The sequence below is a fragment of the Anabaena sp. UHCC 0253 genome, from assembly GCF_009712085.1.
Classification (GTDB): Bacteria; Cyanobacteriota; Cyanobacteriia; order Cyanobacteriales; family Nostocaceae; genus Dolichospermum.
In genome coordinates this window covers 341,050-353,477 of the sequence record NZ_VILD01000005.1, presented here as the reverse complement: position 1 = coordinate 353,477, position 12,428 = coordinate 341,050, and the positions used below count along the sequence as shown (strand labels likewise).

Genomic DNA, 12,428 nt, shown 5'->3' with positions numbered 1-12,428 from the left:
TAATTGACAATTGACAATTGACAATTGACAATTACCTCAAAACCGTTCTGTAACGTTATGCAATGCGTTGTACGCCATTGTCTAGCTAATACAATTTGAAAATAATTGACAATTGACAATTGACAATTACCTCAAAAACCGTTCTTGTAAACGTTATGCAATGCGTTGTACGCCATTGTCTGCAATCATTTGTAAAATAATTGACAATTGACAATTGACAATTACCTCAAAAACCGTTCTTGTAAACATTCTGCAATTCGTTGTGCTGCACCGGCACGCCCCATGCGTTGTACGCCATTGTCTGCAATCATTTGTAAAAGGTCAGGATTTTTGAGTAGAGATTGAATGGCTGGGAGAACTTGTGATGGTTGGTTTACTAGGGTGAGAGATAGCCCTAAAAGCCGACTTTGAGCTTCAGCAAAAGCAGGGTTATATTGAGGACCTTTACCAGAAATAGCGATCGCTGGTTTTCCTAAACCAATAAATTGTTCTGTTGCAGTTCCGGCCATAGCGATCGCTAAATCACCAAAATGCAAGCAATCACTATAAGCTTGTTGAGTCAAAATTAAATAGGAATTTTTTTGTTGAAAAGTCAAGCTATCGGGGTCAGAAATAGGTAAAGGAGAGTGATCACAAAGTCGCCAACCTTGAATATGTAAAGTTTGGGATAAAATACTACAATCTAGACCAGGAGCGATCGCTCCTAAAAAAATCATCGTCCCCGTAGCGCGAAATAGAGAATCTGGTTGACGCAAACTAGCCATCAACGCCGATACAGCAATCATCATCACTTCCCAATTATTGTATGCTTCCGGCGCACGAGAACCAGGCAAAAGAGTCACAATCAAAGGCCGAATCACTTCCTCCTGTTCAGCATTCGGACGATAAAATTGCTGGGCGTTCAAAGTCCGCTGCAACCCATCCATCATCGGATTTCCCACATCCACAGCGGGAATAGGCCATTTTTTTAAAACTTTTGTAGTCAGAGAATCCCTCGGAAACACAGCCCGACAACGCCTACCACTCATCAACCACCTTTCCCAAGGATGGTAAATTGAACCAGAAAAATTTTCCCACTTTGCAGACTTGGATTTTCTCGGTAATAACCCCGCCTCATCACGCACATAATATTCTGATTTAGCCGTTCCCACAAAAGCGTAATCAGCACCACTCACTGCTGCAAACAACAAAGGGACAATATCCCCCACAGCCAAAATAGCCTTCTGATTACCTAACTTTTTTTGTGAACTTACCCACCTGCGGACAGATTGAATTTGATTCCAAGTCAACTTTACCAAACCACCGCGCACGTCGCGCATCAATTCCTTTCCATCCATATAGATGAAACCACCAGACGGCATATTCTGCACATTCCCAATGATGGGAACAGCGATTTTTTGGTAAGCCCGTCCTTCACCCACTATTGGTAAAGCAAAAATATCCGGTGGAGAAGACAACTGTTGCAGAGCCTGGATAATCCGCACAGCAATAATATCTTCACCATGACCATTACTTAAAACTAATAACTGTAACCGAGAATTAACCATTTACTTTTAAAAAATCCTCTAAATACTAGGAATTACCAAAGTATTTGCTAAACCTATAAACTCTGAGGCTGGAATAGGGCGACTAAAAATATTACCTTGGATATCATAACATTGATGATCATAGAAAAACTTCAACTCATTTTTTCTTTCTACCCCTTTAGCAACAATTTTCATATTCAATTTTCTCGCTACATCAATAATACTCGCAACAATAATTTCATTTCCTGAAGTCAGTTTTAAATTTTTCACAAGCGAGCAATCCAGTTTCAAAATATCAAAAGGAAACTTACTCAAATAGTTTAACGATGATTTATCAGTACCAAAACTATCAATAGTTATTTCAAATCCCAAAGCCTTGAGCAAGCGAAGACGGCGTACAGCTAAACTACTATCTTCTTGAAAAATGCTTTCAGTTACCTCTAAAGAAATGAACTTAGCACTAACTTTTTCTTCAATTAATATGTTAGTAAGTTCCTGAGATAATGTAGGATGAGATAATTGGCGATCAGAAAGATTAACAGAAATCTTTATTAATGGTAATCCTGCATTCTTCCACTCTGCTAAATAACTACAAGTGTTTCTAAATACCCATTTACCAATTTCAACTATCAAACCTTTTTGTTCAGCAACAGGAATAAAATCTATAGGTAAAATCATTCCGTATTCAGGATGTAACCATCTGACTAAAGCTTCCGCTGCCACAACCTTGCCAGTATTGATATTGACTATGGGCTGAAAATATAATTGAAATTGATTCAATTCTAGTGCATGGTGCAAATCTACTTCCCAAGGCTGAGTTGAATTAGTATTATCGAGATTATGGTTATAAAATTCATAAGCGTTACCTCCCGCTTTTTGAACTTTGGTCATGACAATCCGACAATGTTGTAACAATGTTTCTAAATGGTAGGGATGATAGTAAAATGCGCTGCCTATACTAGCAGTAACAAATATTTCCTGATGATCAAGTAAAATTGGTTTAGAGATACTTTCTAATAAGGCTTGAGCTATAGCAACTGCCTGGTTACGATATTCTATAGCCTCAGCAATAATCACAAACTCATTACTATTAGTACGTGCAATCACACCCTTTTCTTGAAGGGCTAACTTTAGCTGTTCCGTTAACTTGAGTATGAGTAAATCGCTTTTTGCTGGTTCAAGAGTTTGATAAATTCGTTCCAGACGATCAAAACTTAAACAAAAAATGGGCAAGTAAGGAAGATAATTCGGTGCTGTTTCTGTAGGCTGAATCAGATTATTAATAAATTTTTCGACCAGAAAATCAAACTCTTCCTGCAAACCATGACGATTTAATAACTGAGTCAGAGGATCAAATTTTTGGACTTGACTGAGTTTTTGTTCAGCCCCTTCAACTTGTGCTATGTACTTTTGTTTCTGCTCTAAATCAGCTTGGTATTTTTGCAAAGCAATTTCAATTGTTACTTGCAATTCTTTGTCCTTAAATGGTTTAAGAATATAACCAAAAGGAGTTGTGGATTTAGCTCTCTCCAATGTTTCATTATCAGCATAAGCTGTTAAGTAAATAATAGGAATACCATATTTTTGAGAAATTTTAGCAGCAGCTTGGATACCATCTATTTCACCTTTAATGACAATATCCATTAGCACTAAGTTAGGCTGTTTTTCTCGTGCTATTTGAATAGCTTTTTCTCCAGAAGAAACAATATCTACAATTGTGTATCCCAACTTTGTCAGTTTTCTGGCTAAATTATTGGCAATGAGAAGTTCATCTTCAACAATTAATATTTTAATGCTGGTCATAATTTTCAATTCTCTTTTGATAACGTAGTTCTGAAAAAATTAACTTAAATGTAGTACCATGATCACAACTGACTGTAATTTCTCCTTCTAACTGTTTAGTTAATAAACAAACTAACTGTAAACCTAACGATTCCGTATTTTGAAAATCCAGGTCTGCGGGAAAACCGACACCATTATCTTCAATAGTTATAGTTACTTGCTTTTGGTCATCTTCTTTTATTCTTAACCATATTTGTCCGGTTTCATGATTTGGGAAAGCGTGTTCAAAAACATTAGAAATTAATTCATTAACAATTAAACCGCAGGGAGTAGCTGTTTCGATGTTTAATAAAATGGGGTGTAAATCAAAATCAATGGTAATTCTTTCATGATCCAAGTTGGAGGAAAATGCTAATTGTTGAGCAAGAGTTTGTAAATATTCACTTAAATCAATTTTTGCGAGGTTTTTAGATTGATAGAGTTTTTCATGGATAAGTGCCATTGATTGGATACGATATTGGCTTTGTTCAAAAATTTTGATCGCTGCTGGATCTGTAAGATAGTCAGCTTGCCAATCTAAAAGACTAGATACTACTACGAGATTATTTTTCACTCGATGGTGAACTTCTTTGAGTAATATTTCCTTTTCTTGGAGAGAGGATCTTATTTGTTCTTCTGCCTGTTTGCGGTCAGTTACATCATTTTGAATGCCGATAAAATGAGTTAGATTGCCGTGATCATCATAAATGGGAGAAATGCTCAGTTCATTCCAAAATAGACTCCCATCTTTCCGATAATTACGGAGGGTAACTTTACAATTTTGTTGCGTTTTTAAAGCTATACGAATATCCTTTAAACCTGGTTGTTGTCGATCTTTACCTTGCAGAAACCGACAGTTCTGCCCCATAACTTCACTTGCTGAATAACCTGTTATTTTTTCAAATGCAGTGTTAACAAAAATTGTATTTTTGTCTGGTAGTCGAGCATCAACAATCACAATACCATTATTACTAGCAGCGATCGCTCGCTCTTGCAATTTCAGTGTTTCTTCAATCTGTTTTCTTTGGGTAATATCTTCAGCAATTCCCGCAATCCGGTAAATATTACCTTCTTGATCATGGATAGGAAAAGCCCGATCATTAATCCAGCGGATTTCTCCATCACCTCGAATTATGCGATATTGTTCATTATATTTACCACTAATTTGGTTGGGTAACGCCGCCTTAATGCGTGGTAAATCTTCTGGATGAATGAAATCTACCCATTTCTGGGATGATTGATAGAGGTCTTGACAGGAATATCCCCAAATTCTTTCATAGGCTATTGAAACATAGAGGATCTGATTTTTTTCCAGATTTGTCATCCAGAAAACACTGTCAATATTTTCTGTAATTTGATGTAAATATTCTTGACTTTGATGTAATTCTGCGGTACGTTCCATAACTCGTATTTCTAATCTTTCATTCAGTTTTTTGAGTTTTGCTTCTGTCAGCATCCACTCTTTCAATTCTTTGTGGGCTTGTTGATAGTATTGAGATTTACGAATCTTTTGTGAAAGCATTGCCAGCAGTTGATCTGACTTAGCTTTTTCCATGATTTTCATCGTTCGGACTTGAACTTGAAGTTCTATTTCAGTATTTTGCTTTTGTAGAATTTCGGTTTTTTCATTTTCTAGTTGACAAACTTTTTGGCGTAAAACATTAATTTCTTCATACATTTGCAGTGGTTCAAATGTATTAAATATACTATTTTGAGTAACAACTCCTACTAAATTACCATCGTCGTCTATCACTACTAAATAAAGTATTTTATGTTGACGAAATAAATTTAAAACTACAAAAATATTCGTAAATTCTGATATTTTTAAGGTGACTGGATGCTCAACCATTACCTCTGCTAGGGTAACTTGCTCCAAATTCACTCCCATTACTGTACATTTGATGATATCTTGTTCCGTAAAAATTCCTACTAACTGTTCTTGTTCTAGAATCGCAATACAATTAGCTTGTTCCATATTTGGAAGCTGAATATCTGGAATTATATCCATATTTGCCAGATAACACATACTCCGCATTTGCCCCATTAATTTGACTGCATTAATGGCCAATGTGTCACTTTCCAATATCAAGGGACAAGGAATTATTATCCGTTCTAAATCTGAATTAGATAGTTTTTCAATGTACATTTTTATACTATTTTTCCACAAATAGACAGAAGTTCGATTAACACTTGGGGATAGACATAAAACACCATCTGTCCCTCAGTGATCTAAATTAAGTCGAGTATAAAATTATAGCTAATTATTATAGCTATTGGATTCTATTTTATCCCTCAGTATAATTAACCCTTAACTCCACTGCCAGTATCCGTAGGTACAATGTACTTCTGTAAAAACAAAAATAATACTAGCACTGGCATAATCGAAATAACTGAACCAGCCGCCACCAGCCGCCAATCTAAAGAAAATGTCCCCTCTAACTTAGCGACTCCCAAGGGTAAAGTGTATAAACTTTCATCCTGAATGACAATCAAAGGCCACAAAAAGTCACTCCAAGCACCAATAAAGACAAAGATAGCCAGAGTAATCAGTGCTGGGCGAATGGCAGGTAACATTATGTACCACCATAATCCTAACTCAGAACTACCATCTAGGCGAGCAGCTTCTTCGATTTCTTTTGGCACACCTATCAAAGCTTGCCGTAACAAAAATATACCAAAGGCAGAAGCTAAACTAGGGAAAATTACCCCCAAGTAACTATTTCTTAACCCTAACTGCACTGTCAAAATATATAAAGGAATCATGACAATTTGGAAGGGAATCATAATTGTAGAGACAATGGCAATGAAAATTCCGTTTCTGCCGACAAAGGAAAGTCTAGCTAAGGGATAAGCCGCTAAAGAACAAAACAACAAATTTAAACCAACGGTTAATACTGAGACTAGGATACTGTTGTACAAGTATGTACCAAATGGTAAAGATTGCCAAACTTTAGAAAAGTTTTCTAATGTTGGTTGACTAGGTAATAATTGTGGTGGTGACTGCCAGATATTTTCGGTTGGTGATTTTAATGCTGTACTGATTAACCATAACAATGGAAACAGCATAACGATAGCGATCGCTCCTAGTATTCCATAAATCACTACAGTTTGCATCCGTGAGTTTTTTAAATTCATTATCTTATTAAAAAGGATTAAGCATGAATGTGGTTTATCGAAAAATATTGAATTAAATTATGATTATTTATGATCTAAAAAATAAACTCCCTCATAAAATTATACAACCTCTCACAACTAACAAGATCCTCAACAACAGACTAGCACAGCAGGGCGGAATTAATAATTAAAATAGGACTTACGTACAAGTCAAGAAAGAACATATCCCTTGCGGGAGTCCAAGACATACCACGAAGGAACTTGCATATCAATGATGTACAAAATCTAAATAGAAACCTATAGACAAACCTTGTAGGGGCGAAGCATTCGGGCGATAAATTATCGGTTTTTTCCCAAGTTTATTTTCCGAATGCTTCGCCCTTACACCGAATGCTGATGCTTCCAGCACGCTCCGCAAAAGCCCCTACAACTCATATCTTGTACCTTAATTACAGAAATTTTCAAAGATTTTGAGATATGATGAAATCGCAATTTTCAAAGAAAGTAATATTTTATGAAACTAATTATGCAAATAGCAGCATTTGTAACTATAATTATCTTTGTTAGTGTTACCTTAGTTTTCGCTCATAAAATTTCCCAAGATAAATTTACACTAAATCCTCAAATTTCCCAAGAATGTAGAAATAACTCTAGCGTACCTTGTCCTAATCCCACAACACTTGGAAATACACCATTTATTCCCGATCAACAACTGGATAATCAACAACGTTTTCTATCAACAATTGCCAATAAAATCTCAACTATTCCCCCCTTTGATACTTTTGAATATATTATATTGCGGGCTTATGGAACAGCATTTATTAATCAAGAACAGGGAATTACATTACCACAGAAAGTTATTTTAGACAACGAATCAGAAACACAATCTTTTCAAGATACAATCAGCATGGCTTTAGTAGATGGCACTCAAGAATGTTATTTACAAAAAACTGCGGTTGAGGCTTTAAATAAAGCCAGGATGTTAGCAAATATTTCCCTTAAATCTGGTTATTCGGGTGATTGTCTTCGCAGTTTTGCAACTAATTTAAGATTTTGGAATAAATACACCAATAGCGAAACATTAGCACAAGTAAAAGCCGGAAAAGAAACAAAAATTCTTGGTTTAGTTGCACCCCAGGCACATCACAACATCTATGGGGACTAGCAATTGATTTACAAGTATCAACACCAGCCCAAAGACAAGTTTTAAATCAAAATGGTTGGTTTCAAACTATAATTAATGATCTTCCCCATTGGACTTATTTGGGCTGGAGTGAAGACGATTTACCCAAATTTGGATTACAACAAAAAATAGTCCAAGGAATTAAATATTGGGTAGCACCAATTTAATTTGTCAGAAGTCAGGATTTCACAAAGGAAGAAAATCTTTCTCTTCCCTCTTCCCCCTTCCTTCTTAACTGTCACCTGTCACCTGTCACCTGTCACCTCTTAACTGCTATAAAATAGTTATATATCCAACCTTTGGAGTTTTAACAGTGAGTTTATTTGATGATTTAAGTCGGTTTTTAGAAAGTCGTTTAGAAGAATTCTTGCGGAATAACCCTCATTTGGAGTTAGAAGCACTTTTAGAACAACTGCGGGAACAAGAAGAAGATACATTAAAATTAATTGCCGAGTTACAATTACAAGAGAAGCGATCGCAAGACGAAATTCTCTCCACCGCCCAAGAAATCCAAAAATGGCATATCCGTATCCAAAAAGCCCAAGCCGCAGGTAGACAAGATTTAGCCACCCCAGCCCAAGAACGAGAAGCTGCACTACTGCGAGAAGGAAATCAGATGTGGGGACATATGCAAGGTTTAAAAGAACGCATTACCCAATCTCAAGAACTACTCCGCAAAATTCAGCAGCGTCGTCAAGAAGTACAAAATCAAGTCACCGCAGCCCAAACAGCCCGAACCCAAGCCCAAACCCAGCAAAGATTAGAAACTCACGGCTGGAATGCTGCCACTAATTCTAATAGAAATTTTGATGACTTAGAAGATACATTTCGTCGTTGGGAAACCCAAGATGAACTAGAAAAACTCAAACGCAATATGGGAAAATAATTAGCAAGGAGTCAGTTGTCAGTTGTCAGTTGTCAGTTGTCAGTTGCAAAAGAATATTTTTCCCCTGCCCCTCTGCTCCCCTGCTCCCCTGCTCCCCTGCCTCCTGACTCCTACTATATCACCGTTGACGAATTACCCCTTGCCAACTAATTTTTTGTTGTGCAGAACGTCCACCTAAAGAACGAACAGCAATAATTTCAATATCAACATTTGTACCAGGATTTAAACCTTGACTAGGAATTTTTAACTTACCTAACGCTAGATTAAAACTGTTATAGCTACGACTCACCAATTCTGCGGGAATTTCCCCTTCATATAAAGTTGGGGAATTAAAAGAATCATAAAAGTTATCTTTTGCTCGATATTTCACTCGAAACTGAGTATTAATCACATCAGATTTAGCAGCTAAATCAACTACTCTTAAACTGAGATTTTGTCCCGAATTAGCAAACTCAGCCACAGCCAACCTAGTCACATCTTCTTTAGAAATAGCATGATTCACAGTATACTCTGTTAAACCTTCCGCCGTTTTAGCAGTACCATCAATCCATATATTTTCAGGAAAAGCAATATCTATTTGTTGGTTATCATTTAAACTGAGTTTTACAGATTGATTAGAAAAGTTAGAAATAGCCTTTTTTTCTTGCCAAATTAACTTTAAAGTCCCATCTAACCGCCGTTCAAACTCCCGATATTCATCAGCAATCACAGAACCAATAGCAAGTAAAGAATTTGCCCCTTGACGGATTTGCCATTTATTTTTAGAAAGATTCAACTGTTGATTTGCTAACTGAGAAATTCCTATTTCCGCAGTTGGTTTATCCCCTACTAAGGGTTCATTTCCATTAATTATACTTAAAATACCGGATCGGCCTCGTGTACCATCACGTCCATTGCTACCATCACTCCCGTCGCGTCCATCGTCACACCGATAAACTTTTTTAGTACATTTACGATTGGGAGTACCAGGAGTTCCTGTACAGGTTTCTCTCTCCCAACGTCTCCGACGACAAGCACAACCCGCCGCACCTCTAGCACCCCTTCCACTCCGTCCACCTTCGCCACCAACAGCGCGAACGGAAATTTTCTTTAAATCTGCCAAATTCGTATAATAGACAGTAAGATCGCCACCATTACCACCATTGCCACCATTACCACCGCTACCACCATTACCACCATTGGGGGCATTAATATTGTTACTTCCTTCTTCCCGCTGGTTTCTACAGCTAGGACGATCACCCTGTTCACCATCTTCGCCATCTTCTCCATTTGTACCAGATAAGTCAAGATTGACTGTTGCACCATCAGCATTTATTGTCTGGTTTTCACCGCTGCGACCATCTCGCCCGCTACGGCCATTACTGCCTCTACTGCCATCTCTATCATAATATCTAGCTATTTTTGATTCTTTGACATTCGTAGGACAGACAACCTCACCAGTAGCAGGTAATAAGTTACTAAATAAACAGAATGTGAGCAGAAATGGTAATTGATATCTAAAACTTTTGTGCATAATATATATATAAGGTTAGAGGCTATTTCGTACTACCTATTAAAACTCTTGTCTTTGCGCCTTTGCATCTTGGCGCGAAAAAAATTCATCCTATTATAATAGATGTAAATTTTTGCCAATTTGCTCCCTGTAACTCAAAAATCAGCAATAAAAAGGTGGCTTTGTTTTGGACAAAACCACCTCCCTATGGAAAATTGGCGTTGCTGAATCAGAGTATGAAATTTAAAAATTAGATTTCTTTAACTCTTAATTCTTTGCGCCTTTGCGCCTTTGCGTGAGGCTAATTCATACATTCAATCAGCAACGCCGGAAAATTAAACTCAATTAACGAGCTTGACCGTGAGTAGAAACCGTATCAATGGGTTTCATCAGATATAGTTGTAATAACTGCCAACCATGAGAAACATAGACTGGTAGTTTTTGGAAGAATTGCAGGAATTTAGGACTATTAGAGCTAGAAATTGCTGCTAATTTTTCGTTGTTCTTGACGCAAACATCTAAACGCTGATAAAACGCTGGGTTTTCAACATCCAAAATAACTGGGAAGACTCTACCAGCAGTTTCATTGGTCTTCTTGATTACATGAATATCATACTCTCGCGCATCCAAACCCAATGAAGCATAGAAGTCTTTGCGTTGAATATCATTAAGATACATAGTTGCAAATACTGACAACAGAAAGAAGCGACTCCATAGTTTCGCTTTCCAGTCATTCAACATTTGAGGCTGCGCTCTCATAACCGCATCAAAGAAATCACCGTGACGGTTTTCATCCTGACACCAGTTTTCAAAAAAGTTGAAAATTGGATAAATCCGATCTTCAGGATGGGATTCTAAATGACGATAAATGGTGATATAGCGCCAATAACCAATCTTTTCAGAAAGATAGGTCGCGTAGAATATGAATTTGGGCTTAAAGAACGTATAACTACGGCTCTTAGTCAAAAACCCTAAATCTAAAGAAAGATTAAAGTCTGACATAGCTTTGTTCAAGAACCCAGCGTGACGGGCTTCATCCCGTGACATCAGGTTAAAGCCTTCAGCTAAAAGAGGGCTTCTATCCTTTAAGCGACGGCCGAGTTCTTTGTATAGCAAGAAACCGGAAAATTCTGCTGTACAAGAACGTTCGAGAAATTCAACGAACAATTTGCGAGTTTCTCCGTCAATAGAGTCCCAAGATTGTTCAAACTGAGCATCCCGAACAAAGTGATGGCGGTTGTAGTCAATGCGGAATTCTGCAATAATAGCTTCTAATTCCTCTTCATTGACGGAAAGATCCATCTGCGCCATTTCATCAAAATCGGTTGTGTAAAACCTTGGTGTTAAAAGGGTTTCCTTTGCAGGGGACTTAACTCCGGGACGGATTTCGTCAAAGCCTGGTTTAGTGAGGGAGTTTACCATGTTTTGATTTGCTCTTTTATCTTTCTTTTCTTGATTACACCAGAAAGCTGATCCTTATGCTCTCACAAGGTGCAGACTACAAAAATTATAAATTTGTATAAAATTCAGTTTAGCAATATCTAGCCCAAAAATGGGTGGATAAATGATTAAGAGTTGCAAAAATCAACAAAAAACGGGTTACAAGTTTCTTACTTCTATGATTTTTACTAACCTACTCTGCTTCACTTTGGGCTAACAAGCAGAATTAAATACATAATATTGCGCTATCAAAATAACATAAGAGCCTAAAAATAAATTAGTTGCGTGCCTTGGTGGTTATCCCGGATAAGGTTTGATTAAAGAGGGGAAAATTAGCCTTTTCGGTAAAATCTAAAAATCTTAGCCAAGACTCTTGTAATTTTAGAGAATAGGGTTTAAGATATTTCCATGAACCTTAGCCAAGGTTTTTGGAAAAATTCAATGTCAAAAATTATATACGATGTCATCCAACGCTTTGAGGTTGAAAACGGCGTTCCTCGCTTGGTTTCAACTAATATTCAGGTAATTGAAGGTGGGGAGGATTTGCTGTCTTTAGCCATCAGTTTGCTGACTAAACTGGGTTTTTATGACAAGTTTGAGGAAAAGCGAACATCTCAATATATAGGTTATCGAGTTAATAATGCTGGTAAGGGTGCTAAACGTTACCAGTTGGTTTTATCGCAACGAAAAGAAGAATTGTGTATTTCTATTCCTCAAGAAATTTTAGAACCATATTTGTTGAAACTAAATTTTTCAACCTACTTCTTTACAAAAATTCCTGAAATTAAAAACCCAGCCAAAATGAGTTGTGCAATATCAACAAATTATTGGATAATCCCTAGCAAAAAGAATGTTTTTATTAAGCTAACTAAAGAATATCAACAAATATTTCAAGGGCAATATTTTGGTGAATTTGAAATGTTGTTAGATCATGGAATAATAAATTCTGAACATCAAGATTTTTAT

8 protein-coding genes and 1 pseudogene are annotated in these 12,428 nt (G+C 36.9%); 3 read left to right on the top strand and 6 right to left on the bottom strand.

The genetic code is table 11. The features are described from left to right. Positions 1–221: 221 nt before the first annotated feature. The 4 genes from FJR38_RS15870 to FJR38_RS15855 all read right to left on the bottom strand — a co-directional run bounded on the left by FJR38_RS15870 (position 222) and on the right by FJR38_RS15855 (position 6,482). On the bottom strand, positions 222–1,547 hold the full coding sequence (locus tag FJR38_RS15870; protein WP_168538071.1) for a lipid-A-disaccharide synthase-related protein: 1,326 nt from the start codon (positions 1,545–1,547) through the stop codon (positions 222–224). Positions 1,548–1,565: 18 nt separating this feature from the next. After that, entirely contained in the window at positions 1,566–3,329 is a 1,764-nt protein-coding gene (locus tag FJR38_RS15865) for an EAL domain-containing protein (protein WP_168538070.1), read from the bottom strand. Beyond that, positions 3,316–5,493: a PAS domain S-box protein gene (locus FJR38_RS15860; protein ID WP_168538069.1), complete on the bottom strand. Its 2,178-nt coding sequence runs from the start codon at positions 5,491–5,493 to the stop codon at positions 3,316–3,318. The genes FJR38_RS15865 and FJR38_RS15860 overlap by 14 nt, the downstream gene beginning before the upstream one ends. A 155-nt stretch (positions 5,494–5,648) precedes the next feature. Then, positions 5,649–6,482 carry a carbohydrate ABC transporter permease gene (locus FJR38_RS15855; protein ID WP_174763579.1) on the bottom strand — a complete coding sequence of 278 codons (834 nt, stop codon included), beginning with the start codon at positions 6,480–6,482 and terminating at the stop codon, positions 5,649–5,651. 493 nt (positions 6,483–6,975) lie between these two features. Here FJR38_RS15855 and FJR38_RS15850 point away from each other — a divergent pair, with 493 nt between their 5' ends. Beyond that, positions 6,976–7,626 (top strand): peptidase M15, encoded by a 651-nt coding sequence (locus FJR38_RS15850; protein ID WP_371418223.1) that lies wholly within the window; start codon positions 6,976–6,978, stop codon positions 7,624–7,626. A 331-nt stretch (positions 7,627–7,957) separates the two neighbouring features. Beyond that, positions 7,958–8,530, top strand: a complete 573-nt coding sequence (locus FJR38_RS15845) for a TIGR04376 family protein (RefSeq protein ID WP_168499712.1) — start codon at positions 7,958–7,960, stop codon at positions 8,528–8,530. A 118-nt stretch (positions 8,531–8,648) separates the two neighbouring features. Here FJR38_RS15845 and FJR38_RS15840 read toward each other — a convergent pair whose 3' ends face one another. Beyond that, complete coding sequence (locus FJR38_RS15840) at positions 8,649–10,043, bottom strand: collagen-like protein (protein ID WP_168499710.1); 1,395 nt, start codon at positions 10,041–10,043, stop codon at positions 8,649–8,651. 324 nt (positions 10,044–10,367) lie between these two features. After that, complete coding sequence (gene acsF, locus FJR38_RS15835) at positions 10,368–11,444, bottom strand: magnesium-protoporphyrin IX monomethyl ester (oxidative) cyclase (RefSeq protein ID WP_168499708.1); 1,077 nt, start codon at positions 11,442–11,444, stop codon at positions 10,368–10,370. Between the two features lie 459 nt (positions 11,445–11,903). Between acsF and FJR38_RS27565 the strand changes: the two are divergent. After that, positions 11,904–12,428, top strand: a pseudogene (locus FJR38_RS27565) (hypothetical protein); the annotation flags it as partial.

Coding starts and splice junctions, on each gene's coding strand:
- FJR38_RS15870 (WP_168538071.1), bottom strand. CDS start 1,547: ATGGTTAATTCTCGGTTACAGTTATTAGTTTTAAGTAATGGTCATGGT.
- FJR38_RS15865 (WP_168538070.1), bottom strand. CDS start 3,329: ATGACCAGCATTAAAATATTAATTGTTGAAGATGAACTTCTCATTGCC.
- FJR38_RS15860 (WP_168538069.1), bottom strand. CDS start 5,493: ATGTACATTGAAAAACTATCTAATTCAGATTTAGAACGGATAATAATT.
- FJR38_RS15855 (WP_174763579.1), bottom strand. CDS start 6,482: ATGAATTTAAAAAACTCACGGATGCAAACTGTAGTGATTTATGGAATA.
- FJR38_RS15850 (WP_371418223.1), top strand. CDS start 6,976: ATGAAACTAATTATGCAAATAGCAGCATTTGTAACTATAATTATCTTT.
- FJR38_RS15840 (WP_168499710.1), bottom strand. CDS start 10,043: ATGCACAAAAGTTTTAGATATCAATTACCATTTCTGCTCACATTCTGT.
- acsF (WP_168499708.1), bottom strand. CDS start 11,444: ATGGTAAACTCCCTCACTAAACCAGGCTTTGACGAAATCCGTCCCGGA.